This is a genomic window from Rhodococcus sp. MEB064, assembly GCF_000834565.1.
GTDB lineage: Bacteria > Actinomycetota > Actinomycetes > Mycobacteriales > Mycobacteriaceae > Rhodococcoides.
The window spans coordinates 53,154-78,343 of sequence record NZ_JXQS01000036.1; the positions used below are offsets into that span (position 1 = coordinate 53,154).

27 protein-coding genes and 1 riboswitch are annotated in these 25,190 nt (G+C 67.1%); of the genes, 15 read left to right on the forward strand and 12 right to left on the reverse strand.

Going from position 1 to position 25,190, the window contains the following annotated elements; translation table 11 throughout:
• Positions 1–158 precede the first annotated feature (158 nt).
• The 3 genes from pdhA (at position 159) to RU01_RS15905 (ending at position 2,983) form a co-directional block, all read left to right on the forward strand.
• Positions 159–1,238, forward strand: a complete 1,080-nt coding sequence (pdhA, locus tag RU01_RS15895) for a pyruvate dehydrogenase (acetyl-transferring) E1 component subunit alpha (protein WP_042575535.1) — start codon at positions 159–161, stop codon at positions 1,236–1,238.
• Complete coding sequence (locus tag RU01_RS15900) at positions 1,235–2,263, forward strand: alpha-ketoacid dehydrogenase subunit beta (RefSeq protein WP_082043164.1); 1,029 nt, start codon at positions 1,235–1,237, stop codon at positions 2,261–2,263. The genes pdhA and RU01_RS15900 overlap by 4 nt, the downstream gene beginning before the upstream one ends.
• A 69-nt stretch (positions 2,264–2,332) precedes the next feature.
• A complete protein-coding gene (locus RU01_RS15905) occupies positions 2,333–2,983 on the forward strand; it encodes a hypothetical protein (protein WP_042575536.1) in 651 nt (216 codons plus the stop codon).
• Positions 2,984–3,022: 39 nt separating this feature from the next.
• Here RU01_RS15905 and RU01_RS15910 read toward each other — a convergent pair whose 3' ends face one another.
• Genes RU01_RS15910 through RU01_RS15920 form a run of 3 tightly spaced genes read right to left on the reverse strand, consistent with a single transcriptional unit; the run spans position 3,023 to position 5,915 of the window.
• A complete protein-coding gene (locus RU01_RS15910; RefSeq protein ID WP_042575537.1) occupies positions 3,023–4,465 on the reverse strand; it encodes an NAD(P)(+) transhydrogenase (Re/Si-specific) subunit beta in 1,443 nt (480 codons plus the stop codon).
• Positions 4,465–4,791 carry an NAD(P) transhydrogenase subunit alpha gene (locus tag RU01_RS15915; RefSeq protein ID WP_042575538.1) on the reverse strand — a complete coding sequence of 109 codons (327 nt, stop codon included), beginning with the start codon at positions 4,789–4,791 and terminating at the stop codon, positions 4,465–4,467. Before RU01_RS15915 ends, RU01_RS15910 begins: the two co-directional genes overlap by 1 nt.
• Positions 4,791–5,915, reverse strand: coding sequence for an NAD(P) transhydrogenase subunit alpha (locus RU01_RS15920; RefSeq protein ID WP_042575633.1), 1,125 nt, complete (start codon positions 5,913–5,915; stop codon positions 4,791–4,793). The genes RU01_RS15915 and RU01_RS15920 overlap by 1 nt, the downstream gene beginning before the upstream one ends.
• 13 nt (positions 5,916–5,928) lie before the next feature.
• Between RU01_RS15920 and RU01_RS23470 the strand changes: the two genes are divergently transcribed.
• From RU01_RS23470 to RU01_RS15930, 3 genes are all read left to right on the forward strand, one after another.
• Positions 5,929–6,060, forward strand: a complete 132-nt coding sequence (locus RU01_RS23470; RefSeq protein WP_268793336.1) for a hypothetical protein — start codon at positions 5,929–5,931, stop codon at positions 6,058–6,060.
• Positions 6,061–6,153: 93 nt separating this feature from the next.
• Positions 6,154–6,945: an SIR2 family NAD-dependent protein deacylase gene (locus tag RU01_RS15925; protein WP_042575539.1), complete on the forward strand. Its 792-nt coding sequence runs from the start codon at positions 6,154–6,156 to the stop codon at positions 6,943–6,945.
• On the forward strand, positions 6,942–7,367 hold the full coding sequence (locus RU01_RS15930; RefSeq protein ID WP_042575540.1) for an HIT family protein: 426 nt from the start codon (positions 6,942–6,944) through the stop codon (positions 7,365–7,367). The genes RU01_RS15925 and RU01_RS15930 overlap by 4 nt, the downstream gene beginning before the upstream one ends.
• Positions 7,368–7,378: 11 nt before the next feature.
• Here RU01_RS15930 and RU01_RS15935 read toward each other — a convergent pair whose 3' ends face one another.
• The gene (locus tag RU01_RS15935; protein ID WP_042575634.1) at positions 7,379–9,052 is read right to left on the reverse strand and encodes a dihydroxyacetone kinase family protein; all 1,674 of its coding nucleotides are present in this window, start codon (positions 9,050–9,052) and stop codon (positions 7,379–7,381) included.
• Between the two features lie 48 nt (positions 9,053–9,100).
• Between RU01_RS15935 and RU01_RS15940 the strand changes: the two genes are divergently transcribed.
• Complete coding sequence (locus tag RU01_RS15940; protein WP_042575541.1) at positions 9,101–9,736, forward strand: Type 1 glutamine amidotransferase-like domain-containing protein; 636 nt, start codon at positions 9,101–9,103, stop codon at positions 9,734–9,736.
• Here RU01_RS15940 and RU01_RS15945 read toward each other — a convergent pair whose 3' ends face one another.
• Positions 9,737–10,132 carry a hypothetical protein gene (locus RU01_RS15945; protein WP_231568737.1) on the reverse strand — a complete coding sequence of 132 codons (396 nt, stop codon included), beginning with the start codon at positions 10,130–10,132 and terminating at the stop codon, positions 9,737–9,739.
• A 354-nt stretch (positions 10,133–10,486) separates the two neighbouring features.
• On the opposite strand from RU01_RS15945, the gene RU01_RS15950 reads away from it, so the two are divergent.
• Positions 10,487–11,782 carry an FAD-linked oxidase C-terminal domain-containing protein gene (locus RU01_RS15950; RefSeq protein WP_156148959.1) on the forward strand — a complete coding sequence of 432 codons (1,296 nt, stop codon included), beginning with the start codon at positions 10,487–10,489 and terminating at the stop codon, positions 11,780–11,782.
• Here RU01_RS15950 and RU01_RS15955 read toward each other — a convergent pair.
• The 5 genes from RU01_RS15955 to RU01_RS22225 form a co-directional block, all read right to left on the reverse strand.
• Positions 11,779–13,089 carry an aspartate aminotransferase family protein gene (locus RU01_RS15955; protein WP_042575542.1) on the reverse strand — a complete coding sequence of 437 codons (1,311 nt, stop codon included), beginning with the start codon at positions 13,087–13,089 and terminating at the stop codon, positions 11,779–11,781. The two genes, RU01_RS15950 and RU01_RS15955, sit on opposite strands and share 4 nt — an antisense overlap.
• A gap of 12 nt (positions 13,090–13,101) precedes the next feature.
• Positions 13,102–14,145, reverse strand: coding sequence for a TIGR03842 family LLM class F420-dependent oxidoreductase (locus tag RU01_RS15960; RefSeq protein WP_042575543.1), 1,044 nt, complete (start codon positions 14,143–14,145; stop codon positions 13,102–13,104).
• 3 nt (positions 14,146–14,148) lie between these two features.
• Entirely contained in the window at positions 14,149–15,567 is a 1,419-nt protein-coding gene (gene hydA, locus RU01_RS15965; RefSeq protein ID WP_042575544.1) for a dihydropyrimidinase, read from the reverse strand.
• Entirely contained in the window at positions 15,564–16,400 is an 837-nt protein-coding gene (locus tag RU01_RS15970; RefSeq protein ID WP_042575637.1) for a nitrilase-related carbon-nitrogen hydrolase, read from the reverse strand. The genes hydA and RU01_RS15970 overlap by 4 nt, the downstream gene beginning before the upstream one ends.
• A 73-nt stretch (positions 16,401–16,473) precedes the next feature.
• Positions 16,474–17,448, reverse strand: coding sequence for an LppP/LprE family lipoprotein (locus RU01_RS22225; protein ID WP_052493318.1), 975 nt, complete (start codon positions 17,446–17,448; stop codon positions 16,474–16,476).
• A gap of 167 nt (positions 17,449–17,615) precedes the next feature.
• Between RU01_RS22225 and RU01_RS15985 the strand changes: the two genes are divergently transcribed.
• Positions 17,616–17,915 (forward strand): DUF1540 domain-containing protein, encoded by a 300-nt coding sequence (locus tag RU01_RS15985; RefSeq protein WP_042575545.1) that lies wholly within the window; start codon positions 17,616–17,618, stop codon positions 17,913–17,915.
• Positions 17,916–17,921: 6 nt separating this feature from the next.
• On the opposite strand, the gene RU01_RS15990 is transcribed toward RU01_RS15985, so the two are convergent.
• Both RU01_RS15990 and RU01_RS15995 read right to left on the reverse strand, forming a co-directional pair.
• Entirely contained in the window at positions 17,922–19,469 is a 1,548-nt protein-coding gene (locus RU01_RS15990; RefSeq protein ID WP_042575546.1) for a carboxylesterase/lipase family protein, read from the reverse strand.
• A gap of 24 nt (positions 19,470–19,493) precedes the next feature.
• Positions 19,494–19,883 (reverse strand): SRPBCC family protein, encoded by a 390-nt coding sequence (locus RU01_RS15995; protein ID WP_042575640.1) that lies wholly within the window; start codon positions 19,881–19,883, stop codon positions 19,494–19,496.
• 162 nt (positions 19,884–20,045) lie between these two features.
• Here RU01_RS15995 and RU01_RS16000 point away from each other — a divergent pair, with 162 nt between their 5' ends.
• The 6 genes from RU01_RS16000 (at position 20,046) to RU01_RS16025 (ending at position 25,190) form a co-directional block, all read left to right on the forward strand.
• Positions 20,046–21,443 carry a sugar porter family MFS transporter gene (locus tag RU01_RS16000; RefSeq protein ID WP_042575547.1) on the forward strand — a complete coding sequence of 466 codons (1,398 nt, stop codon included), beginning with the start codon at positions 20,046–20,048 and terminating at the stop codon, positions 21,441–21,443.
• Positions 21,444–21,510: 67 nt separating this feature from the next.
• A riboswitch (TPP riboswitch) is annotated at positions 21,511–21,606 on the forward strand.
• Positions 21,600–22,340 carry a TenA family protein gene (locus tag RU01_RS16005; protein WP_042575548.1) on the forward strand — a complete coding sequence of 247 codons (741 nt, stop codon included), beginning with the start codon at positions 21,600–21,602 and terminating at the stop codon, positions 22,338–22,340. (Overlaps the previous riboswitch by 7 nt.)
• A complete protein-coding gene (locus tag RU01_RS16010; protein WP_231568738.1) occupies positions 22,337–23,347 on the forward strand; it encodes an ABC transporter substrate-binding protein in 1,011 nt (336 codons plus the stop codon). The genes RU01_RS16005 and RU01_RS16010 overlap by 4 nt, the downstream gene beginning before the upstream one ends.
• A 10-nt stretch (positions 23,348–23,357) precedes the next feature.
• Positions 23,358–24,131 carry an ABC transporter permease gene (locus tag RU01_RS16015; protein WP_042575549.1) on the forward strand — a complete coding sequence of 258 codons (774 nt, stop codon included), beginning with the start codon at positions 23,358–23,360 and terminating at the stop codon, positions 24,129–24,131.
• Entirely contained in the window at positions 24,128–24,883 is a 756-nt protein-coding gene (locus tag RU01_RS16020; protein ID WP_042575550.1) for an ABC transporter ATP-binding protein, read from the forward strand. The genes RU01_RS16015 and RU01_RS16020 overlap by 4 nt, the downstream gene beginning before the upstream one ends.
• A 10-nt stretch (positions 24,884–24,893) precedes the next feature.
• A complete protein-coding gene (locus RU01_RS16025; protein ID WP_042575551.1) occupies positions 24,894–25,190 on the forward strand; it encodes a GNAT family N-acetyltransferase in 297 nt (98 codons plus the stop codon).

Consider the following 25,190-nt stretch of genomic DNA (forward strand, 5'->3'; position numbering starts at 1 on the left):
GTCGGTGAGGCATCCACCGAGCGAGTTGCTCACTCTCGCAGGTGTCACTTGCGCAATGCGGTCAGGCGAGCATGCTGTGAGGTGAGCCACACACGGCTCGTCCACACTGTGCGCCCTCCTCTCACGACGAGGTCCGCGCACCGGCGGAGAGGAAGACCATGACCCGATCGGACACATCACCGCGGGGCGATCGCATCGCGCATCCCGTGCAACTCGTCCAGCCCGACGGCCGACGAGTGCACGACCCCGAGCACTGGCGACTCGTCGCCGACGTCGACGCCGCCCACATGCTCGACATGTACCGCGACATGGTGGTCGCGCGCCGCATCGACACCGAGGCGACCGCGCTGCAGCGTCAAGGCGAACTGGGACTGTGGGCACCGCTGCTGGGTCAGGAAGCAGCCCAGGTGGGCTCCGCCCACGCCGTCACCGCCGACGACTACATCTTCACGAGCTACCGAGAGCACGCGGTGGCGTACTGCCGAGGCGTGCCGGTGGAGAAGCTCACCGCACTGTGGCGCGGTACTGCGCACTCCGGATGGGACCCCGACGAGTACAACATCACCAACCCGGCGATCATCGTCGGCGCGCAGGGGTTGCACGCCACCGGCTACGCCATGGCAGCGCGGCTCGACGGTGCCGAGATCGCCACTGTCGCCTACTTCGGCGACGGCGCTACCAGCGAAGGCGACATCTCGGAGGCGCTGTCGTTCTCGGTGTCGTTCGGAGCCGGAGTCGTGTTCTTCTGCCAGAACAACCACTGGGCCATCAGCGAGCCCGTCGCGCTCCAGAGCCCGCTCCCGCTCGCGTCCCGTGCCGCCGGCTTCGGCATGCCCGCCCTGCGTGTCGACGGCAACGACGCCCTCGCCGTCCTCGCGGTGACGCGCGCCGCCGCGCACCGAGCCCGCACCGGCGGTGGCCCCACGTTCATCGAGGCGATGACCTACCGCATGGGCCCGCACACCACGTCCGACGATCCGACGCGGTACCGCGCGGACGCCGAGCGCGACGTGTGGGCGGCGCGCGATCCGTTGGACCGCCTCGACAGACTGCTCACCCGCGAGGGCGCCCTGACACCGTCCGTGCGCGAGGACATCGCGGCGACCGCGGACGACGTCGCCGCCCGGCTGCGCTCCGCCACGATCTCCGCCGTCGATCCGGAGTCGTCCACCCTGCTCGACCACGTCTACGCCGAACCACACGCTGTGGTGGACCGCCAGAAGGAGACACTGCGATGACCACCGGAACCCTCTCCCGCGCCGGCGCGACCACCGCGTCGTCCGATCTCCACGTCAAGGGCACCCTCGGTGGTGCGATCAACGCAGGTCTGCGTGCATGCCTCGAGGCCGACGACAAGGTCGTGCTGATGGGCCTCGACATCGGCAAGCTCGGCGGTGTGTTCCGCGTGACCGACAGACTGCAGAAAGACTTCGGCGACCAGCGCGTACTCGACATGCCTCTCGCCGAGTCCGGCATGGTGGGCACCGCGTTCGGGATGGCGCTCCGTGGCTACCGCCCCGTCGTGGAGATCCAGTTCGACGGGTTCGTCTACCCCGCCTTCGACCAGATCGTGTCCCAGGTGGCCAAGATCCGGTATCGCACTGCCGGACTCGTCGGCGCTCCGATGGTCATCCGCATTCCTTTCGGCGGCGGCATCGGAGCGGTGGAACATCACTCCGAGTCGCCCGAGGCGTATTTCGCCCATACGGCCGGCTTGCGGGTGGTCAGCCCGAGCACGCCTCACGATGCCTACTGGATGATCCAGCAGGCCGTGCACTCGGAGGATCCGGTCGTGTTCCTCGAGCCCAAGCGCCGGTACTGGGACAAGGGCGAGTGGGCGACCGATGCGCCCGATCTGCCTCTGAGCGCCGCTCGCGTGTGCCGCACCGGCACCGACGCGACGGTGGTGGCCTACGGATCGATGGTGCAGACGGCCCTCAAGGCCGCCGACGTCGCCGCGCAGGAGGGCCACAGCCTCGAGGTGATCGACCTCCGGTCGTTGTCGCCGCTGGACACCGACACGGTGTGCGCGTCGGTGCGTCGGACGGGTCGCCTGGTGGTCGTGCAGGAGGACACCGGATACCTGGGTGTCGCCGCCGAGATCTCCGCGCAGGTGTCGCAGGAATGCTTCTACTCCCTCGAGGCACCTGTCCAACGGGTCACCGGCTTCCACGTTCCGTACCCACCGGCGCGCCTCGAGCGACATCACCTTCCGGACGTCGATCGGATCCTCACGGGAGTCGACACGGTTCTCGCAGGCTGACGCGCCGCACCGGAACCACTGCGCCGGGTCACAGGAATCTGCCAGCCTCGTGCGCCATCATGGGGAGCCGTGAGTACCGATACGCAACAGATCGTCCTGGCGGTTCGACGCGTGACCCCGCGGTGGTGGGCACTGGCGGGAGCCTGCCTGGCCGCTCTCGTGATCCTGTACGCAGTGGTGCCGTTCGTCGGTGTTCGGTACACGCCGGCGTCGGCGACGCTCGAAGCCCTCTACGGACCGTCGAGCACCCTCCTGGACGTCATCGACGTCACCACCGTGCTGGTGCTGCTCGCGGCGTTGGCGGTGGTCGCAGTCGTGCGGAAACTGCCGTACGGCATCGGTGCCGTCCTCACCCTGTCCCTCGGCGCCACGCTCACCGCGGCCGCCGGACGGACGTGGCTGGTCGATCACATCCCGACGTCGGCACTTCCCGACGGCCGACTCGTGGCGGCCGCAGCGGTGATCGCCTCCGCCGCACTGGTGGTACCGGGCGCTGTGCGACCCGCCGTACTCGGCCTCGGCGCCGCACTCGTCGCCGCGGTGGCCCTGGCCGCGTTCGTCACCGCGGGGTCGACCGTCATCGGAATCGTGGGGTCGCTCATGGTGGTCGGCCTGTGGTGGGGCGTGGCCGGGGTTGTCATGGCTCATTCACCGCTCGCCGCCGCCCGTGAGCGGAAGAACCCTCTCGACACAGCAGCCCTGATGCTCCGACGCGACTGAGCGACGTCGGAACACCAGGGCGGTGTGGGCGGGTAGCCGTCAGAGGGCTTTGAGTTCCTCGATGACGGCGTTGACCGACTTCTTGGCATCCCCGAAGAGCATCGACGTGCGGTCCGCCGTGAAGAGCGGATTGTCGATACCGGCGTACCCGGAGCTCATCGACCGCTTGAGCACGATCACCGACCGCGACTCGTCCACGTTCAGGATCGGCATTCCGTGGATCGGCGAACTCGGATCGTTGCGCGCCGCCGGGTTGGTGACGTCGTTCGCGCCGATGACGAGGGTGACATCGGTGCGGGAGAACTCCCCGTTGATGTCGTCCATCTCCTTCATCGCCTCGTACTCGACGTCTGCCTCTGCGAGCAACACGTTCATGTGACCCGGCATGCGCCCGGCCACCGGATGGATCGCGTATTTCACCTCGACACCCTTGCTCTCGAGGATCGACGCCATGTCCTTGACCGCGTGCTGAGCCTGCGCGACCGCGAGACCGTACCCGGGCACCACGATCACCTGCGAGGCGTACGCCATCTGGATCGCCGCATCCGCCGCCGAGGTGGACTTCACCGTGCCGCCGGCATCGTCGGGGCCACCCACCGCGGCGCCGCCGCCTCCACCGAACGACCCGAACACGATCGCCGGGATCGACCGGTTCATCGCCGTCGCCATCAGGTTGGTCAGGATGGTGCCGGACGCGCCGACGATCATGCCCGCCACGATCATCGCCGTGTTGTTCAGCGCCAACCCCGCCGCCGCAGCCGACAGACCCGTCAACGCATTGAGCAGTGAGATCACCACCGGCATGTCCGCGCCGCCGATCGGGAACACCACGAACAGGCCCATCAGCGCCGCCGCGACGAGCACCAGCACGATCCACCACTGCGAGGTGCCCTCGCCCGGGGTGGCGCGCAGACCGATGTAAATCGACACCGCGACCGCGAGAAGCAGCAGCACGATGTTGGTGAGCTGGAAGATGCGCGCGTTCTTCACGAACGCCTTCTCCACCTTCTTGTTCAGCAACTCCTGCAGCTTCAGGAACGCCACCAGCGAACCCCAGAACGACACCGACCCGATGACCGCCGCGAACAGTGACCCGATGACGATGTGCACCGTCGGCTCTTCACCGTGCTTGAACGCCGAGAAACCGTCGGTCTCGATGAACTCCGACCACGCGATCAACGCGACCGTGCCGCCGCCCACACCGTTGAACAACGCCACCAGCTGCGGCATCGCCGTCATCTTCGTGCGCTTGGCCGGCGGGACACCCAGCAGGACACCGATCGCCAGACCCGCGGCGATGAGAATCCAGTTGATCGCCGCGGTGTCGCGGACCTCGATCAGAGTCGCCACCACAGCGATACCCATACCGACAGCGGCGATCCAGTTGCCACGCACCGCCGTCTTCGGACCGGTCAGACCCATCAGGCCGTAGATGAACATGGCGAACGCCACGATGTAGAGGATGTTGACGAGATTGTTCATCAGGAATCAGCACCCTTCTCCACAGCAGCAGGCGCCTTCTTGCCCTTGAACATGCCGAGCATGCGGTCGGTCACCAGGAACCCACCGACCACGTTGAGCGTGCCGAAGATCAACGCGACGAACGCGATGATCCGCACGCCCCACGGCGCGTCCTCGGGCAGCCTGCCCAAGACGATGAGGGCGCCGAGCACGACGATGCCGTGGATGGCGTTGGTGCCCGACATCAGCGGCGTGTGCAGCGTGTTCGGGACCTTCGAGATGACGGCGAAACCGACGAAGCCGGCCAACACCAGGATCGCGATGTTCGCGAGCAGGGACGTGTACATCAGGCATCCGCCTTCACGGTCGTATCGGCCGTGCGCGTCACGCACGACTTCGCGAGGACCTCGTCGGAGAAGTCGGGCGCGAACGCACCGTTCTCGTCGAGCATCAACTCGATCAGCGCCGAGATGTTCTTGGAGTAGAGCTCACTCGCGTGCTCGGGCATCGTCGCCGGCAGATTCAGCGGCGAGGCGATGATGACGTCGTTCTTCACCACCGTGCGACCCGGCTCGGTCAGCTCGCAGTTGCCACCGGTCTCCCCCGCGAGGTCGACGACGACACTGCCCGGCTTCATCCCGGCAGCCGCCGCGGCGGTGACCAGCTTCGGCGCCGGACGCCCCGGCACCAGGGCGGTGGTGATGACGACGTCGAACGTCGAGATCGCCTTCTCCAGCGCCGCCTGCTGCTGCGCACGCTCGTCCTCGGTGAGCTCACGGGCATACCCGCCCTCACCGGCAGCGTCGATCCCCAGATCCAGCCACTGCGCACCGACCGAGCGCACCTGATCCGCCACCTCGGGACGCACGTCGTACCCGGTGGCGCGGCCACCGAGACGCTTCGCCGTCGCCAACGCCTGCAACCCCGCCACACCCACACCGAGCACCAGCACCGTCGCCGGCTTCACCGTGCCCGCCGCGGTGGTCAGCATCGGGAAGAACCGCGTCGACTCCGACGCCGCGAGCAACACAGCCTTGTAGCCGGCGACGTTGGCCTGCGAGGACAACGCATCCATCACCTGTGCACGGGAGATACGCGGAATCGCTTCCACCGCAAACGCCTGCACGCCCGCAGCCGTCAACTCGGGAATGATCGTGTCCGCATTGCGCGGCGCGAGGAAGCCGACGAGCGTCGATCCGCGACGCAGCTTGCGCACCTCCGCAGACGACGGCGGCGCCACCTTCGCCACGATGTCCGCGCTGTACGGGTCACCGATGCTCGCGCCCGCATCGACGTACAGCTGATCGGGGATGAGCGCGCCGAGCCCGGCACCTGCTTCCACCACCACGCGTACGCCCTTGGCCGTGAGTGCGGAGACGACCTTCGGAACGAGCGCCACCCGGCGCTCCCCCTCGTTCGTCTCGCGCACGACGCCCACGAGCGGCCCTGCTTCTCGAGAATTTTCCACCAGCGATGCACTTCCTGTGAATGCGGCACGTCCGGGTACGCAGGACGGTGCCGTCGAGCTGTTCGATGCCGAGTTCGACCACGTCGTGACGCTGTTCGCTCCCACGAAGGATCCTGATGTCGGCCGGGTGGGCCTCACCGCAAGGTAACGCACGACACAGACATCGGATGCGTCGCGGTCGAATGTGAGTCCGAGGTCATAACGGACTGCCCCTGTCGGTGCGACTTGGCACACTCGGACCATGACCACCGAATCATCCGCGTCGTCCGTACCCACCGCGGTACTGGACGCCGTCCGCGATGCCACCACCATCACCGTTCTGACGGGTGCGGGTATGTCCGCGCAGTCCGGCGTGCCGACGTTCCGCGACGCGCAGACGGGGTTGTGGGCGCGCTACGACCCGGAGGAACTCGCCAGTCCGGACGCGTTCACCAGGGATCCCGATCTGGTGTGGGCCTGGTACCGCCGGCGCGCGCAGCTGGTCGCTGCGGCGGAGCCGAATGCGGGCCACCGCGCCCTGGCACGGTGGCAGCTCGACGCACCGCCCGGAACCCGCGTGGACATCGCGACGCAGAACGTCGACGACCTGCACGAGAGGGCGGGTTCCACCGTGCTCGCTCACGTTCACGGAACCCTTGCCGCCGTGCGGTGTTCGATCTGCGAGGCGCCGTATCTCGATCCTCTCGACGACGTCGCCGACGGCGAGGAGCGCATACCGCCGCCGTCCTGCGCCGTCTGCGGGAGTCCGGTGCGTCCGGGCGTCGTGTGGTTCGGTGAGCCACTGCCCGAGGCGGAGTGGGCTGCGGTGGCGGCGTCCGTGGAGGCCGCGGAGGTGGTGCTTGTCGTCGGCACCTCGGGCGTGGTCTACCCGTTCGCTGGCCTGCCGGCTCAGGCCCGCAGTGCGGGCGCCGTCGTCGTCGAGGTCAATCCGGAGGAGACGGCGGTGTCGGACATGGCCCATCACGTGTGGCGCGCGAGTGCCGCCGACTCGTTGCCGGCGCTGGTCGCTGCCGTCACGGAGACGACGCGATGACCGACTGCGTGTTCTGCGACATCGTCGCCGGGCTTTCTCCGGCCGCTCGGGTGTACGAGGACGACGCAGTCGTGGCGTTCCTCGACATCAGGCCTCTCGCCCGCGGCCACACACTGGTGGTTCCCCGTATCCATTCGTCCGGCCTCGCCGATCTCGACGCACCGTCCGCCGACGCCGTGTTCTCCGCCGGACGACGGATCGCGGGGGCCCTGCGCCGGTCGTCGATCGGCGCGGACGGCGTCAACCTCCTGGTCAACGACGGCCGGGCAGCGATGCAGACGGTGTTCCACCATCACATGCACGTGGTGCCGCGGTGGAACGGCGACAAGCTCAGATTCGCCGCCCAACTACTCACCCGACGGCCGCACGAACTCGACGAGGTCGCTCGGGTGGTGCGCGAGGCGTTGGCGCACGAGAACTAGGCGCTCTGCCGTCACTGCTCGAAGCAGGATGCGCCGTCCTCGAACAACCACGCGACGACGAGTGCACCCGGGTCCGTGACACCGCGAGCTGCGTCACCGATGTAGCTGGCGCGTCCGCGGCGTCCCACCAGGTCGGCTGTCGACTCCGCTCCCTCACGTGCAGCATCGGCCGCGAGACGCAGGGCCTCCGCCGGACTGCGCCCGCGAGCCGAGTCCAACGCACGGGCAGCCGGCTCGATGGCGTCGATCATCGTCTTGTCACCGGGCGCTGCGCCGCCGAGATCGACGATGGCGCGCATTCCGTCGCGAGCAGCGTCGGCGAGGGCGTCGGTCGTGACACCCGCGGTGGACAGAGCAACGTCGAACTGGTGGAACCACACACCGAACAGCGCGCCCGACGTGCCGCCGGCACTTCCCAGGAAGCCGTCGGCGATGCGTCGGAAGACCGCTGACGGTGAATCCGTGTCGCTGATCGCGACCGCGTCGAGAGCGGCGCGCATGTTGGCCCCGAAGTCGCCGTCGCCGGCCCTGCGGTCGAGTTCGGTGAGCTCGTCGATCCGGTCGAGTACCCGCCCGGTGAACGCCGACGCCCACGCGGTGACGTGGGCCTCCGGAGGCGTGTCGTCCGAGTAGTCCAGGGCGGCGACGTCTTCGGCTGCATCCGGCATGCCCGCGAAGTCACCGGCGGGCGAGTTGGGCCACCCCGGGGCGGCGGTCGGTGCGTCCCACAGCTCCAGCATCTCCTCGGTGCACACGACGACCGTGATGGATGCTCCCGCCATGTCGTAGGCGGTGACGAACGTCCCCACCAGTGCACGTCGGACGCGTATCCCCTTGCTCTGCAGGTAGTCCGCCGCATCGCCGAACAACACGTCGAGTTCGAGCGGGTGTGTGGCGCCGAGCCCGTTGACGATCACGATGACCTCCGCGCCGTCCGCGACTCCGAGAGAGTCCATGACGGGATCGATCAGGGTCGCCGCCAGTTCGCTCGCCGACGGCGTGGACACGCGGCCCGTCCCACGCTCTCCGTGGATACCGACGCCGATCTCGACCTCGTCGTCGCCGAGCTCGAAGGACGGACCATCCGCACCCGGTACGGTGCAGGCCCGGAAAGCCGCCGCCATGCTCCGCGAGTTCTCGGCGACGGTACGGCCCCATCTCGCCACCTCCGCGAGCGTGTCACCGCGCGCCGCGGCGGCACCGCAGACCTTCTCGACGGCGATGGTCGCCGCCGTGCCTCGTCGACCGGGACCGTCGTCGGATTCGGTCGCGACGTCGTCGGCCACGATCACCGTCTCGACATCGATGCCGTCGTCGGCGGCGAAGTCCGCCGCGATGGAGAAGTTCACGACGTCACCGGTGTAGTTCTTGACGATGTGGAGAACTCCACCACCCGCATTCACGGCCGCCGTCGCAGCACGGATCTGCAGAGCGTTGGGCGAGGTGAAGATCAGCCCCGGGCAGGCGCCGGCCAGCATTCCCTCTCCGACGAATCCGGCATGCAAGGGTTCGTGTCCGGAACCGCCCCCGGAGATCAACACCACCTGACCGTGCGGGATCGGTGTATGCCGTACGAAGAAACCGGGATTCGGCACCCACCTCAGATCCGCGGCGCGTGCCGCTGCGGCGCGGGCGGCGTCCGCGACGAAGCGTCGCGGGGAATCCATGATCTTCTTCGTGGTCATGTTTTCCACACTAGGGCCGCTGGTACAGCAGGGGTACCGTCTCGAAAGATGCGACTGTTCCTCGCCTCGTACCGCTTCGGTGCCCACCGCGACCGGTTCCTGTCCCTCACCGACGGACCCGGGCGCATCGCCGTGATCGCCAATGCCGCGGATTCCTGGCCGGCTGCTGCGCGAGCGTCGGCGGTGACCAGTGAGTTCACACTGCTGCGGTCGGCCGGGTTCCTCCCGGTCGAGGTCGACCTCCGGGAGCTCGAGCCCAGCACGTGCGGAGAGGTTCTCGAAGCCTTCCCGGCAGTGTGGGTTCGGGGAGGGAACACGTTCGTCCTGCGTCGGCGGATGGCGTCGTCCGGCGCCGACGAGGCGCTGGTTCGACTTCTCGAGCGGGACGCCCTCGTGTACGGCGGCTACAGCGCGGGCGCGTGTGTGATGGGCCCGACCCTGCGTGGTGTCGAGTACGCGGATCCTCCGGAGGAGGTTCGGCCGACCACGGGCGAGGACGTGCTGTGGGACGGCCTCGGTGTCATCGAGGAGATCCTGGTTCCGCACTGGGAGTCGGATGCGCTCGACCCCGACGGCGCAGCCGGGGCCATGGCCGCGTCATGTCGGGCGGCGGGTCGGACAGTCCGCACTCTCACCGACGATCAGGTCTACGTCACGGACGGCGACATCACCGAGGTGGTGTGATCACCCGCTGTGGGCGATCGGCATGGAGGGAAGGCCGGAGGCCGGCCCGGAGAACTGGAAAGGCGCCAGACGGTCCATCGACGCCCACGCGAGGCGACAGCGTCGAACAGTCATCTCGTCGGCGTCGCGAAGCAGCGCATCGAGGAGCAGCGCCGGGTTCTCCGTCCACGCGCGGGCGACGGCGTCCATCTCCGGATCGGTGAAGAGGCCGGATCGTCGGAGGGCGGCGATCCATTCGACGACCTCCCCGCGGTGGAGCGATTCGAGAGTGTCGTAGTCGACTCCGGCGGCGACGAAATCGTAGGAGAACAGCGCCGCCGCGCAGTCGAACGGTGTGTTCTTCGTGACCGACTTCGACGTCGTCGATGCAGGCTTCGAGCTGTGTGACAGTGCCATGAGTGCCTCCTTCTCGCCCCCTCGGTGCCGGCCGAACTGTCGATCACCGTTCTGCGGACGCTAATCCTCCGAAGTCCCCTTGTGACCACCCATCGGGGCACGATCTGATAACAGAGTGGCTCATGTGACTGATGGGAATAGCGTCGGAACGGTCTCGTCCCGGCATCACCGCCGTGGATCCGGTTCTGCAGGAACAACTTCGAGTGATCCCGGACTGCTCGTCGACGACGTCGGAGTAGCGTCGATCGAAGATGCACCGACGCACGGCCGGAAGAGGTGGAGACCATCGACGATCTCGTGAGTTCCCTGGTGGACGCGGTGGGAGCGTCCGCCGTCGTCACCGACCCCGACATCATGGCCGGATATCGCCAGGACTGGGCGCGCGACCCCGATGCCGGGACGCCTCTGGCAGTCGTGCGCGCCACCAGCACCGCCGACGTCCGCGCCGTCATGCTGTGGGCGACCGAGCACTCGGTTCCCGTCGTCCCTCGCGGTGCGGGGTCCGGCCTGTCCGGAGGTGCGACGGCAGTCGACGGCGGCATCGTGCTCAGCACCGAGGCGATGCGCGACATCACCGTCGACGCGGTGACCCGCACGGCGGTCGTCCAGCCGGGGCTGCTGAACGCCGAAGTCAAGGCTGCCGCCGCCGAACACGGCCTGTGGTACCCACCCGACCCGTCGTCGTTCGAGATGTGTTCGATCGGCGGCAACGCCGCCACGAACGCCGGTGGCCTCTGCTGTGTGAAGTACGGCGTGACCACCGACTACATCCTCGGACTCGAAGTAGTGCTGGCCGACGGCACCGTCGTGAACCTGGGGGGCCCGAGGCTCAAGGACTCCGCAGGGCTGTCGTTGACCAAACTGTTCGTCGGCAGCGAGGGCGTCCTGGGAGTCATCACCGAGGTCACACTGCGGCTCATCCCCGCTCAACCACCCGCCAGCACCGTCGTCGCCACGTTCACGGAGCTGTCCGACGCCACCGACGCCATCCTCACCATCACGCGGTCTCTGCGTCCGGCGATGCTCGAGTTCATGGACTCCACCGCGATCAACGCCGTCGAGGACGCGATGAAGATGGGTCTGGACCGCTCGGCCGCCGCAATGCTCATCGCGCGGTCGGACTCCCCCGGCGCCCACCGCACCGAGGAAACCGAAGTGATGGCCGACGCGTGCAGAGCGGCCGGGTCGGACGAAGTGTTCGTCACCTACGATCCCGACGAGGGCGAAGCCTTCGCTGCCGCACGACGTTTCGCAATTCCCGCCGTGGAGCGCACCGGGTCCCTGCTCCTCGAGGACGTCGGGGTACCGCTTCCGGCGCTCGCGGACCTCGTCGAAGGAATCGCGAAGATCTCCGACGCCCGAGAGGTGGTGGTCGCCGTGATCGCGCACGCCGGCGACGGGAACACGCACCCTCTCATCGTGTTCGATCCGGACGACGCGGACATGGAGGCACGGGCTCATCTCGCATTCGGCGAGATCATGACTCTCGCGATTTCGTTGGGCGGCACCATCACCGGCGAGCACGGTGTGGGCAGGCTGAAGAAGGCATGGTTGCCCGCCCAGGTGGGCGAGGACGTCATGGACCTGACCCGCAGGATCAAGCACGCGCTCGACCCTGCGGGAATCCTGAACCCGGGGGCCGTCCTCTAGCCGCCCACGTACGCGTCGGCGACGTCGAGCACGTCGTCGAGGATGTCCAACCCGCGGCGGATGTCCTCCTCGGTGGTGATGAGCGGTGGGGCGATCTGCAGGCGGTTGCCGGCAGCGAAAGGCCACAGTCCGCGAGATTTAGCTGCCGCGACGACGTCGGCCATGGGAGCCGCGTCGGCGCCGGACGCATTGAACGGGATCAGCGGTTCGCGGGTGGACGGGTTCTTCACCAGTTCGACGGCCCAGAAATAGCCCATCCCGCGTACCTCTCCGACGCTGGGATGCTTCTCCCCCAGCTTCGTCAGTCCTGGACCGAGCACGTTCTCACCGACGGCGCGGACGTGCCCCAGGATGTCGTCACGCTCGAACACCTCGATCGACGCGATACCCGCGGCGCACGCCAGCACGTGTCCGCTGTAGGTCAGACCTCCCGGGTACGGCAGATGGTCGTAGCGCTGAGCGATCTCCTCGGAGATGATCACGCCGCCCAGCGGCACGTATCCCGAGTTGACGCCTTTGGCGAACGTGATCAGATCGGGTTCGACGCCCCACGCCTGGCATGCGAACCAGTGCCCGGTGCGGCCGAAGCCCACCATGACCTCGTCTGCGATGTAGACGATGCCGTAGCGGGTGCACAGCTCGCGCACCCCTGCGAGGTAGCCGGGCGGCGGGACGAGTACCCCGTTGGTTCCGACCACGGATTCCAGGATCAGTCCGGCGATGTTCTGCGCGCCCTCGAGCTGGATGACCATCTCGAGGTGGGCCAGAGCCGACGCGGTCTCCTCCTCGGGACTCGCCGAATTCCACGGTGAGCGATAGGCGTACGGACCGAAGAAGCGGACGACGTCGACGTTCGTCGGCTCGGTTCCCCACCGGCGCGGCTCCCCGGTCAGGCCGATCGCGACACCGGTGCCACCGTGATACGACCGGTAGGCGGCCAGCATCTTGGTCCGGCCGGTGTGCTGACGCGCGAAACGCACGGCGTGCTCGACGGCCTCCGCACCGCCCGTCGTGAAGAAGACCCGGTTCAGATCCCCCGGAGCGCGCTCGGCGATGAGCCGCGCGAGTTCGCTGCGCTTGTCGTTGGCGACGGTCGGCGAGATCGTGGTCAACACCTGCGCCTGGGCGACGATCGCGGCCACGACGTCCGGGTGCTGGTGGCCGATGTTGACGTTGACCAGCTGCGAGGAGAAGTCCAGGTATCGCGTGCCCTTGTCGTCCCAGAAGTACGACCCCGACGCACCCGCGATCGTGATCGGATTCAACTCCGCCTGAGCGGACCACGAGTAGAAGACATGGTCGGTCATGTACTACCTCCGTTATCGAGCGACTCCGGATTCCGTCGCCACCTCTGACGTCATCATGGCAGGCAGCACCGACTCGCCGTAGGCATCCAGCGTCGCGGTCTTCGCATCGTGTTGGAGGTAGACCGCGAACTGGTCCACACCGAGCGACTCGAGCTGCCGAAGGCGTTCGACATGCTGCTCGGGCGAGCCCAGGATGCAGAAGCGGTCGACGATCTCGTCGGGCACGAAGTCCGCATGTGTGTTCCCGGCGCGGCCGTGCTGGTTGTAGTCGTATCCGTGACGGCCGGCGATGTAGTCCGTCAGTGCCGCAGGCACTCCCGACGTCGCCCCGTACCGCGTCACGATGTCGGCCACGTGGTTTCCCACCATGCCGCCGAACCACCGGCACTGCTCGCGGGCGTGAGCTGCCGCGTCGGCGGACCCGTCCGTGACGTAGGCGGGGGCGGCCACGCAGATGGTCACCGCATCGGGGTCGCGCCCCGCCTTCTCGGCGGCGTCGCGCACGGTGGCCACCGTCCACTCGACGATGTCGGGGTCGGCGAGCTGGAGAATGAACCCGTCGGCGACCCGTCCCGTCAGTTCCAGTGCGCGAGGGCCGTATCCGGCGACCCACACCTCCAGTTCGGACTGCGATGCCCACGGGAATCGGACGGTGGTGTCGCCGACATGTGCGGAACGCCCGTTGCCCAGTTCGCGGATGATCTCCACCGACTCGGCGAGCCGCGCGATGGTGGTGGGCTTCCCACCCAGAGTGCGCACCGCGGAGTCACCTCGGCCGATCCCGCACACGGTGCGGTTGCCGTACATCTCGTTGAGCGTGGCGAACGTCGACGCCGTCACCGTGACGTCACGCGTCGACGGGTTGGTCACCATCGGTCCGACGACCACCTTGCGGGTGCTCGCGAGAATCTGACTGTGGATGACGTAGGGCTCCTGCCACAGCAGGTGCGAATCGAAGGTCCACACGTGCGAGAAGCCGTGCGTCTCGGCGATACGAGCGAGTTCGACCACCCGCGAACTGGGTGGAGTGCATTGCAGCACTACTCCGAAGTCCATCCCTCACACCAGATTCTGGGACAGGTCGCGGCGAACGAAACGGCCGTGCCCGGCGCGGCCAAGGTACTCGCCGCGGTCGACGACGACGGTTCCACGGGAGATCACCGTGTCGACATGGCCGTCCACGGTCATGCCCTCGTAGGCGGAATAGTCCATTCTCATGTGGTGCGTCTCGACTCCGATGGTGGTGCGGCCGTTCGGGTCGTAGACCACCAGATCCGCGTCGGCACCCGGCGACACGATGCCCTTGCGCGGGTACATCCCGAACATGCGTGCCGGCGTCGTGCAGCACACCTCGACCCACTTCTCGAGCGTGATCTTCCCCGACACCACACCCTGGTACATCAGGTCCATCCGATGCTCGACCGACCCGATTCCGTTGGGGATCCTGGAGAAGTCGCCGATACCCATCTCCTTCTGATCCTTCATGCAGAAGGGACAGTGATCGGTGCCGACCGTCGAGACGTCCCCTGTGCGGAGGTACCGCCACAGCTCGTCCTGGTGCCCTTCGGCACGGGACCGGAGCGGTGTCGAGCACACCCACTTCGCGCCCTCGAAGCCCGGCGCACCGAGTTGCTCCTCGAGCGAGAGGTACAGATACTGCGGACACGTCTCGGCGAAGACGTTCTGCCCCTTGCCTCGTGCCGTCGCGATCTGCTCGAGCGCCTGTTTCGCCGACACGTGCACGACGTACAGCGGTGCTCCCGTCACGTCGGCCAGCATGATCGCGCGATGCGTCGCTTCTTCCTCGAGCTGCCACGGCCGGGACGTGCCGTGGAAGTACGGCGCCGTGTCACCGCGTGCGATCGACTGCTCGACCAGGACGTCGATGGCGATGCCGTTCTCCGCGTGCATCATCAGCAGCGCGCCGGTCTCGGCGGCAGTCTGCATCGCCCGCAGGATCTTCCCGTCGTCCGAGTAGAAGACGCCGGGATAGGCCATGAAAAGTTTGAAGCTGGTGACTCCTTCGGAGACCAACTCGCTCATGGCCTTCAACGAGTCGCTGTCGACGTCTCCGATGATCTGGTGGAATCCGTAATCGATGGCGCACGAACCGGCGGCCTTCTCGTGCCACGTAGCGAGGGTGTCCTGGACACGCATCCCGGGGTTCTGGATGGCGAAGTCGACGATGGTGGTGGTTCCGCCCCACGCGGCAGCGCGCGTCCCCGTCTCGAACGAGTCGGAGGCGAAGGTGCCTCCGAACGGCATCTCCATGTGGGTGTGGCCGTCGACCCCTCCGGGGATGACGTACTTCCCGGTCGCGTCGACGACGACGTCGCTCGACGATGCGAGGTCCGCGCCCAGAAGCGTCGAACCCGGTTGCAGCACAGCGACGATCGTCTCACCGTCGATCAGGACGTCCAGAGGCTGCGAACCCGTCGGCGAGACGACGATGCCCCCGTGGACGAAGGTCGTCGTCACGGTGTCACCAGGGGACCGTAGGCATCGGGTCTGCGATCGCGGTAGAAAGCCCACCGATCGCGGACGGTCTTGATGAGCGACAGGTCCAGATCGCGGACGATCAACTCGGCCGCACTGTCCGAGGCGACCTCTCCGACGAACTTTCCCTCGGGATCGACGAAGTAACTGGTGCCGTAGAAGTCGTTGTCGCCCAACTCCTCGACTCCCACTCGGTTGATCGCGCCGATGTAGTACTCGTTGGCCACGGCCGACGCCGGTTGCTCGAGCTTCCACAGGTAGTTCGACAGCCCTCGCGAGGTGGCGGACGGATTGAACACGATCTCTGCTCCGGCCAGTCCGAGTGCGCGCCATCCCTCAGGAAAATGGCGGTCGTAACAGATGTAGACCCCCACCTTGCCGACGGCGGTGTCGAACACGGGCCAGCCCAGATTGCCCGGGCGGAAGTAGAACTTCTCCCAGAAGCCGTTCAGATTCGGAATGTGGTGCTTGCGGTACTTGCCCAGGTACGTGCCGTCCGCATCGACCACCGCCGCCGTGTTGTACAGGACGCCGGGCTGCTCCTGTTCGTACACCGGCAGCACCATGACCATGCCGAGTTCCTTCGCCAGGGCCTGGAAGCGCTCGACCGTGGGCCCGGGAACGGACTCGGCGTAGTCGTAGAACGACGCGTCCTGCACCTGGCAGAAGTAAGGACCATAGAAGAGTTCTTGGAAACAGAGAACTTTCGCACCCTGCTCGGCTGCCTGGCGGGCGTAGACCTCGTGGGCCTGGATCATCGATTCCTTGTCGCCGGTCCAGGTGGTCTGGACCAGGGCAGCGCGCACGATCGTCATGAATGGCACCTCCGCATCGGCATTCTTTCGGTGATCCTGCACCCGATCCGCCGGGTAGTCCACCGGTGGGACCTCAGCCGTTCGTCACCTCGGGAGGCAGGGAGTCGAGCATGTCCACCGACGAGCCGTTCCAGCGATAACGGACCAGCGCCGGTCCGCCGGACACCTCCGCGGTCGCTTCTCCGTCCCGGAGCCATCGGTACGACACCGTCACCGTGTCGTCCAGCTGCGCATACGGGTCGATTGCGGTGAACGCGTACGGACGGGCGGTCGCCGTTCCCAGATACACGCCGTCGTGGAAGAACAGGACCGTCGTGGGGCTGGAGCCGGTCGCACCGTCGGGCACGGCCAGCGCCCACGCCAGCACACTGCAGGCATCGCCCTGACCGGCGCGCGTCCACCCGCTGCCGGAGAACGTCGGCAGCGAGGCGATCGCCGCGTCGATCACGTCGTCGTCCAGGCACGGATCCGCAGGGGTCTGCCTGTTGCCGTCCACCACCTCCTGCGGCAGGTCGTCCAGCATGACCACCGACGATCCGTTCCAGGTGTAGCGGACGAGGCCGGGTCCGCCGGACTGCTCCGCGGTTGACTCTCCCTCCCGGAGCCACCCGTACGACACGGTGACGGTGTCGTCGGTCTGCGAGTCGACGTCGGTGAACGAGTACGGCAACGCGGTGGCGGTACCGAGATAGGTGTCGTCGTGGAAGAACAAGACGGTCCATGGACTCGACCCCGTGCCCCCGTCGAGCGCCGCGAGCGCCCACGACAGCGTCGCGCAGGGATCGCCCTGGCGGACGAGTCGCCACCCGCTACCGAAGAACTGTGGCAGCGACTCGATGCCCGCCGCCACGACGGAATCCTCCACACACGCGGTCGACGGTTCCGGCGCGGCCGTCGACGCGGGTTCCGTACCCGGTGCCGGAGCCACCGCCGTCGAGGTCGTGGTGGCGGGCGGAGGAGGTGGCGCCGCGGAACCCTGTCCGGAGTCGGAGCACCCGCTCGCGAACAGCGCGGTGACGGCCAGGGTCGCGAGGAGTGTTCGTCTCATGATCGGTCCATCCGAACGAACATACCGATCGTTACGTCACCGGCGGATTCGTCACCGTTCCGTTACCCGAATGAATAGGAAACATCATTGTTGCAGAAAGGGTGACCATATCTAGGTCAGCCTGACCTTGCTGGTGGGAACGCTTTTTCAGTATTACCGTCATTGCCATGACTTCCCTCGAAATGCCCCGCGTCAGTGATTGCAGCGTCAGCGCCTGTTCGTACAACCACGACGGATGCCACGCCTTCGCCATCAATGTCGGAGGCTCGAACGGAACGGCCGATTGCGGCACGTTCATTCCGTTGAGCACCAAGGGCGGTCTCGAGACCGTCTCCACCCAGGTCGGTGCGTGCCAGCGCGTCGACTGCTCGTTCAACGACAACCTCGAGTGCAGCGCGGCAGCGGTCCGCATCGGCGCCGGCGAGTCGTCGGACACCGCGAACTGCCTCACCTACAGCAAGGCCTGATCGACCTCAGCTGAAGCCGAGGACCTTCTCGCCCCAGATCTCGCGCAGTTCTGCATCGGGGTCCTCCACCAGGGTGTCCCTCGCGTCGATCACCAGGGTGCGACGTCGTTCGTCGTAGGGCGCCCAGTGCTTCGAGCCGTCCAGTGCAGCAGGTACCCCGTGCCACGCGAACGCCACCCAGCGTCGCTGAATCCGCCGGGATACCTGCTGCGCGGCTTTGCGCCCTCCGAGCCAGAACGTGGGATCGCGGTCGAAGGTGCCGAAGTTGCCGAAGACGTACGGCAACTCGGTGGCATGACCCGCACCGATCCGGGCCGCGCGCAGTACCGGAGTGGCGTGGTCGAACCGGTAGACGAATGTCGGTGACGTGCGGCAGTGCGCCTCGGCGATCCACAGGCTCGGCATGCGGAAACCCGCGTCTCGCGACAACGCCAGTGCCCCCGCACTCTTCGGGAGATCCGGGTACGCCGCCAGGATCTCGGCGATCCGGGCGGGCGAGAGGTCCGGATGGTCCACCGCGATCGCCTCGAACATGGTGCTGACGGTGTCGGACGTGACCGGCATCAGCGGCGACTTCATCATCCGGAACACCGACGCCTCGTCGTGGTTCGATCCGATGATCAACGGAATGTCGTGCGCGTACCCCTTCTGGAATGCCGCGACCGGGTAGCGAGGCACCACGTCACCGTCGACGACCGGCGCGAACCCCAGTGTGCCCGGTACTTTCTCGGGCACCTCGTACACCAGCTTCTCGGCAGCGTCGACCAGTTGCTGGACCGGCATGGCCCGCAACTCCCCTGCTCTCTCCGGCGTCAGGTCCACCAATTCGAGGAAACGCTCCGCGGCGACGCGCGCTCGCTCGGGTCCGTAGACCGACGTGGCCGGGGCACTCTGCGCGATGGCCTTGTGGAAGAGGCCCTTCGCTGCGGGAGATGTCATGAGCGTCGTCACCGACGCGCCACCCGACGACTCCCCGAACACCGTGACGTTCGCGGAGTCCCCACCGAATGCGTCGATGTTCTCGCGCACCCAGGTCAACGCGAAGATCTGATCGCGCAGACCGATATTGGTCTCGAAGATGTCGTCGTCGGTGCCGAACGACGACAGATCCAGCCACCCCAGTGCCCCGACGCGGTAGTTCACGGTCACCACGACGACTTCACCGAGGTGAGAGAGGTTGCGGCCGTTGTAGATCCGCTGCGCCGAGGAACCCAGGACGTACGCCCCGCCGTGGAGCCACACCATGACCGGGCGGCGCACCCCGTCGGGCGTGGGAGCCCAGACGTTGAGCGTCAGGCAGTCCTCGTCGATGGGGATGGACGGATCCATCGGCACCGGACCGTCGCGCCCCTGGGGCGCCATCGCCCCGAAACTCGCTCCGTCGAGAATCCCGGTCCACGGCTCGGGCGGTCGCGGCGCGCGGAATCGGAGCGGGCCGACGGGCGGAGCCGCGTAGGGAATGCCCTTCCAACTGACGACGTCACCGCGGCCGTGACCACGCACGTCACCGTCCCTCGTCGTGATCACGAGGCTGGTCCGGGCTGCGTCAGGCACGTCGCCGACGCTACCCGTCGCGACCTACGCCGAGACGAGTCGGCCGAGGGCGAAGAGGGCCGCCGGCGAGTATGCGAGAACGATCGGCGCCAGACCGTCCACGACCAGCCAGGTCTGCGAGCCGGTCCGAGCCTCGTCGACGCCGTGCTCCAGGGTCAGTCCGGCGCTCCGGGCACCTATCCATGCCCGCCAGGACCAGACCCGAGCGGCCTCGTCCACGGACAAGACCTCGAACGACACCCGAATCCCCAGCGGTCCACGCACGGTGCCCGTCGTCCCTGCCGCGAGACGAGGAGTAGACGCGTCGACACCGAGGATCTGCGGCGCCCACGTCGGCCACAGCGAGATGTCCATGTACCGCTCCCACGCGACGGCCACCGACGCGTCACCACGCCGCCGCAGAGTCTTCTTCATGCGCACGGGATTCACCACGGGACCCGGGGTCAAACCGACGACGGTCGAACGCCCGGGTTCAGTTCCGCTGCGCAATGGCCGGGCGTAGTGTCCGAAACTGACTTCACTATCTTCGCCATCGACCGTCAGTGGCCGGTGGCCGACATGTAGGCGGCGACAAGGATGACCACTCAGGCGTCAGCCAATCACACGGCAAAAGTCATCGGCGTGACCATCGCGGCGGCGGTCGGCGGCTTTCTCTTCGGTTTCGACAGTTCCGTCATCAACGGCGCCGTGGACTCGATCCAGGGCAAGTTCGCTCTCGGCGAGTTCCTCACCGGTTTCACCGTTGCCATCGCACTTCTCGGATGCGCCGCGGGCGCCTGGTTCGCCGGCGGCCTGGCCGACAGGTGGGGCCGCAAGAAGGTGATGCTCCTGGGCTCGGCCCTCTTCATCATCTCCTCGGTCGGATCGGGACTGGCGTTCAGCGTCCCCGACCTCATGCTGTGGCGCGTTCTCGGCGGACTCGGCATCGGCATCGCGTCGGTGATCGCTCCGGCGTACATCGCGGAGATCTCCCCGGCACGCATGCGAGGCAGCCTCGCATCGCTTCAGCAGCTGGCGATCACCATCGGTATCTTCGCGGCTCTGCTGTCCGACGCCGTGTTGGCGGACCGCGCCGACGGAGCGTCGAACGATCTGTGGCTGGGCCTCGAGGCATGGCGGTGGATGTTCATCGTCGGTGTCATCCCCGCCGTCGTGTACGGCGTTCTCGCCCTGCTCATTCCGGAATCTCCCCGGTACCTCGTCGGAAAGCATCTGGACGAGGAAGCTGCCGAGATCCTCGCCAACATCACCGGTGAGAAGCACCCGAACGAACGTATCCACGAGATCCGTCTGACCCTGCGCAAGGAGCAGAAGTCCTCGTTCGCCGACATCCGCGGGCCGCGGTTCGGTCTTCAGCCGCTGGTCTGGGTCGGCATCATCATGGCGGTGCTGCAGCAGTTCGTCGGCATCAACGCGATCTTCTACTACTCCACCACGCTGTGGAAGTCGGTCGGCTTCAGCGAGAGCCAGTCGTTCACGACCTCCGTCATCACGTCGATCATCAACGTGGCCATGACGTTCGTCGCCATCCTCTTCGTCGATCGGGTCGGTCGACGCAACCTGTTGATGGCCGGTTCCATCGGTATGTTCGTCGGCCTGCTCATGGCTGCCGTCGCGTTCTCCCAGCAGATCGGAAGCGGCGACGACGTCTCGCTTCCCGACCCCTGGGGCGTGGTCGCCCTGATCGGAGCGAACCTGTTCGTCATCTTCTTCGCGTCGACCTGGGGCCCGATCATGTGGGTCCTGCTCGGCGAGATGTTCCCGAACCGGATGCGCGCCATGGCACTCGGTATCGGTACGGCCGCCAACTGGGTGGCCAACTTCGTGATCTCCCTGACCTTCCCGTCCCTGACCGAGATGGTGGGACTGTCCATCGTCTACGGCGGGTTCGCGGCTTTCGCCGCCGTCTCGTTCTTCTTCGTCAAGGCGAAGATCCCGGAGACGAAGGGCATGGAGCTCGAAGACATGAAGTAGTCCCTCCCGCTCACCACTACCGGCCTCCCTTTGCTTATCCGAGGGGAGGCCGGTGTTATGGTCGGCGAGTTCTGACACGGGGTGCTTCGCGTAGCGAGGCTGAGATGACACCCGAGAACCTGATGCAGGTAATTCTGACGAAGGGATGTCACGGCCATGACGCCGTACGACCATGCGGTCGACGCTGCCTCCACCGCGGATGCAGCCGACCACGCACGCTTCACCGACCACCTCTGGGACCGCACCGCCGGGCTCCGCGCCCGCATCGACGACCTGGAGTTCCTGACCCGACTCGGTGACGGCACGCTGCCGGTTGCCTCGTTCCGGACGTACATCGAGCAGGACGGCCTGTACCTCGAGGGGTACGCCAAGGCGTTGGCCATCCTGTCCTCCCGCGCGGTGGACCCCGAGGCGGGCGCTTTCTGGGCGACGTCCGCGGCGACCGCGGCGGTCGTCGAGAAGTCGCTGCACACCAGCCTTCTTGCCGACGACGCCCTGGGCGGCGCCTCGGACGTTCCCGTCGAGCACAGTCAGGCCTGCCTGGGATACGTCTCGTTCCTGACGGCCACCGCCGCGACGGACACGTACGCCGTCGGCGCGGCGGCCGCGCTGCCGTGCTTCTGGATCTACGCCGAGGTGGGCCGCGGACTGGCGGCATCGGCGCGCGCCGTACTCGATGCCGATCCCGGTCATCCCTACGCCCGGTGGGTGACTACCTACGACGCCGAGGACTTCCAGACGTCCGCCGCCCGCGCCCGCGAACTCGTCGACGAGGCAGCAGCGGTCGCCGGGGATGCGGAACGACAGCGGATGACCACGGCGTTCACGATCGCGATGCGCTACGAACTGCTGTTCTGGGACACGGCCCTGAACACGACACCCTGGCCCGCCGCGTGAGGCGCCTCGCGGCTCTCGTCGCCGCCGTCGTCGCCGCCGGGTCGCTCACCGCGTGCGCGTCCTCGGGCGCGTCGGATGCGAACACCATTCGCTTCGCGCTCGACTGGACCCCCAACACCAACCACACGGGCCTGTTCGTCGCCGAGCAGGAGGGGTACTTCGCCGACGCGGGCCTGAACGTGGAGATCCTGCCGTACAACTCGACGTCGCCGGACACGCTGATCGACTCGGGCAACGCAGAATTCGGGATCAGCTTCCAGAGCTCCGCGACGTACGCTCGCGCCGCCGGGGCGAAGGTCACCTCCGTCATGGCGCCGTTGCAGCACTGGGCCACCGGGATCGGAGTCCGCGCCGACCGGCCCGACATCGGCAGCCCGCGGAACCTGGACGGTCGGACCTACGCCGGATTCGGCGACGCCGGCGAGAGCGCCTCGCTCGAGCAGGTCATCCGGAACGACGGTGGCACCGGAAAATTCGAGACGGTCGTGCTCGGAACGTCCGCCTACGAGGCCGTCTACTCCGGCACCGCCGACTTCACCGTGTCCTACTTCGCGTGGGAGGGTCTCGAAGCAGAACACGCCGGCACCCCCATGAAGTACTTCGACTACACCGACTACGGATTCCCCGACTCCTACGCCATCGTCGTCGACGGCGGTGACGACTGGATGGCCGAGCACCCCGACGAGGCACGGAAGTTCGTGCAGGCCCTGCAGAAGGGCTACCAGAAAGCTGCCGACGATCCCGATGCCGGCGCACGCGATCTGATCGCGGCGAATCCGGGAGCGTTCACCGACGAGGACCTGGTGTACGAGAGCCAGAAGATGTTGGCGGACAAGTACATGCTGGACGAGAACGGGCGCGTCGGAACCCAGACGCTCGAGCGCTGGACGGGTTACTCCAAGTTTCTCTTCGACGCCGGAGTCCTGGCGGGCCCGGACGGGTCGCCCGTGACCAGCGAACCGGACTGGTCGACGTATTTCACGAACGAGTATCTCGATCAGGGCTGACCGAGCGGCCATGACGTCCGAGCGATTCCGGCGGTTCGGTCCGGCGCTGCTGCTCGCGGGCGGACTCGTCGCGTTCTGGCAGGTGTACGTCGTCGTGAGCGGCATCTCCCCGCGGGTCCTGCCGTCACCGTCGCGCGTGGTGTCGCAAGGCTGGGCGAACCGCGACGTCATCGCCGGTCATGCCGCGTCGACGATCCAGGTCACGCTTCTGGGTTTCGCCGTGTCGCTGGCGGTGTCCTGGGTCATCGCGACGTGTGTCGACTTCTCCCCCTGGCTGCGGCGTGCGCTCGTGCCGCTCCTGGTCGTCTCGCAGACCCTTCCCGTCATCGCTATCGCACCGCTGATGATCATCTGGTTCGGATTCGGGATAGCGCCCAAGCTCCTCGTCATCGCGCTGGTGACGTTCTTCCCGATGACTCTGGGTCTGATCGAAGGGTTCGCCTCGGCGGACAAGGAATCCGATGCGCTGCTGCGCAGCATGGGCGCCTCCCGTCGCCAACAGTTCCGCTACGTCCGCGTACCGTCCGCACTGCCCCGGTTCTTCACGGCTCTGCGTATCGGCATCACGTACGCCGTGGTCGGTGCGGTGTTCTCCGAATACGTCGGAGCCACATCGGGTCTGGGGATCTACATGGCCCAGCAGAAGAACTCCTTCCGGACCGACCTGGTACTCGCCGCGGTTCTGGTGACGGCGGTCTGCAGCATCGTCCTGTTCCTGCTGACCTACGTCGCGGAGCGCCTCGTCGCTCCGTGGGCCCTGACGGCGAAGGCGGTCGATCGATGACGACACCGGTGGTCGATCTGCGCTCGGTGATCAAGTCCTACCCGGGCACTCCGGTACTCGACGGGATCGACCTGGCGGTGGACGAAGGACAGTTCGTCTCCGTCATCGGTCCCAGCGGCTGCGGCAAGAGCACACTGTTCGCACTGTTGGCCGGACTCGAACCAGCCGACAGCGGAACCGTTCTCACACCGCGGTGCGCCTACATGCCACAGAAGGACCTGCTGTTCCCGTGGCGGTCGATCCTGGGCAACACGACACTCGGCCTCGAAGTCCAGGGTGTCTCCCGTTCGGACGCCGAGGCTCGCGCGCGAGCCCTGTTCCCGGTGTTCGGTCTCGACGGCGTCGAGGATTCCTCTCCTGCAGCACTGTCCGGCGGCATGCGCCAACGCGCAGCCCTCCTGCGCACGGTCGTGCAGGATCGCGACGTCCTCCTGCTGGACGAGCCGTTCGGCGCACTCGACTCCCTGACCCGGACCTCGATGCAGGACTGGCTGCAGGAGGTGTGGCAGCAGTACCGGTGGACGGTCCTGATGATCACCCACGACATCCGCGAAGCCGTTCTGCTGTCCGATCGCGTCGTCGTGCTCTCCCCTCGGCCCGCCCGGGTGGTCGCCGACCTGACCATCGACCTCCCCCGGCCACGTCCGGTCGAGACGACGACCACGCCGGAATTCGCGGCCTACGAGCGCCGGCTGCTGGAGGCCCTGCACCTCGGTCGATCGAGCGACACACGCCGCCGCGGGACGCGGTAACTTCGATGTCATGGCTTCGGACAAGGACACCCCGCGCGTCGAGCATCATCCCGAGCGACAGCGCTTCGAGATTCTGATCGGCGACGAGGTCGCCGGATTCGCCGAGTACCGCCAGAGCTCACCGACCGTCCGGGACTTCGACCACACGGTCACGGACCCGAAGTTCCGTGGTCGGGGGCTCGCCGCGATCCTGGTCGGACATGCCCTGGACGACACGCGTGCCGCCGGGTCGACGGTCGTCGCGTCGTGCTCGTACGTGCATCACTTCATCGAGACGCACGAGCAGTACGCGGACCTCGTCACCTAG

Coding starts and splice junctions, on each gene's coding strand:
- RU01_RS15925 (WP_042575539.1), top strand. CDS start 6,154: ATGACCACCGAATCATCCGCGTCGTCCGTACCCACCGCGGTACTGGAC.
- RU01_RS15945 (WP_231568737.1), bottom strand. CDS start 10,132: ATGGCACTGTCACACAGCTCGAAGCCTGCATCGACGACGTCGAAGTCG.
- RU01_RS16000 (WP_042575547.1), top strand. CDS start 20,046: ATGACCACTCAGGCGTCAGCCAATCACACGGCAAAAGTCATCGGCGTG.
- RU01_RS15940 (WP_042575541.1), top strand. CDS start 9,101: ATGCGACTGTTCCTCGCCTCGTACCGCTTCGGTGCCCACCGCGACCGG.
- RU01_RS16005 (WP_042575548.1), top strand. CDS start 21,600: ATGACGCCGTACGACCATGCGGTCGACGCTGCCTCCACCGCGGATGCA.
- RU01_RS15930 (WP_042575540.1), top strand. CDS start 6,942: ATGACCGACTGCGTGTTCTGCGACATCGTCGCCGGGCTTTCTCCGGCC.
- RU01_RS15950 (WP_156148959.1), top strand. CDS start 10,487: ATGGCCGGATATCGCCAGGACTGGGCGCGCGACCCCGATGCCGGGACG.
- RU01_RS15935 (WP_042575634.1), bottom strand. CDS start 9,052: ATGACCACGAAGAAGATCATGGATTCCCCGCGACGCTTCGTCGCGGAC.
- RU01_RS16015 (WP_042575549.1), top strand. CDS start 23,358: ATGACGTCCGAGCGATTCCGGCGGTTCGGTCCGGCGCTGCTGCTCGCG.
- RU01_RS15910 (WP_042575537.1), bottom strand. CDS start 4,465: ATGAACAATCTCGTCAACATCCTCTACATCGTGGCGTTCGCCATGTTC.
- RU01_RS15955 (WP_042575542.1), bottom strand. CDS start 13,089: ATGACCGACCATGTCTTCTACTCGTGGTCCGCTCAGGCGGAGTTGAAT.
- RU01_RS15900 (WP_082043164.1), top strand. CDS start 1,235: ATGACCACCGGAACCCTCTCCCGCGCCGGCGCGACCACCGCGTCGTCC.
- RU01_RS15985 (WP_042575545.1), top strand. CDS start 17,616: ATGACTTCCCTCGAAATGCCCCGCGTCAGTGATTGCAGCGTCAGCGCC.
- RU01_RS16025 (WP_042575551.1), top strand. CDS start 24,894: ATGGCTTCGGACAAGGACACCCCGCGCGTCGAGCATCATCCCGAGCGA.
- pdhA (WP_042575535.1), top strand. CDS start 159: ATGACCCGATCGGACACATCACCGCGGGGCGATCGCATCGCGCATCCC.
- RU01_RS22225 (WP_052493318.1), bottom strand. CDS start 17,448: ATGAGACGAACACTCCTCGCGACCCTGGCCGTCACCGCGCTGTTCGCG.
- RU01_RS15960 (WP_042575543.1), bottom strand. CDS start 14,145: ATGGACTTCGGAGTAGTGCTGCAATGCACTCCACCCAGTTCGCGGGTG.
- RU01_RS15970 (WP_042575637.1), bottom strand. CDS start 16,400: ATGACGATCGTGCGCGCTGCCCTGGTCCAGACCACCTGGACCGGCGAC.
- RU01_RS15915 (WP_042575538.1), bottom strand. CDS start 4,791: ATGTACACGTCCCTGCTCGCGAACATCGCGATCCTGGTGTTGGCCGGC.
- RU01_RS15995 (WP_042575640.1), bottom strand. CDS start 19,883: ATGAAGAAGACTCTGCGGCGGCGTGGTGACGCGTCGGTGGCCGTCGCG.
- RU01_RS16020 (WP_042575550.1), top strand. CDS start 24,128: ATGACGACACCGGTGGTCGATCTGCGCTCGGTGATCAAGTCCTACCCG.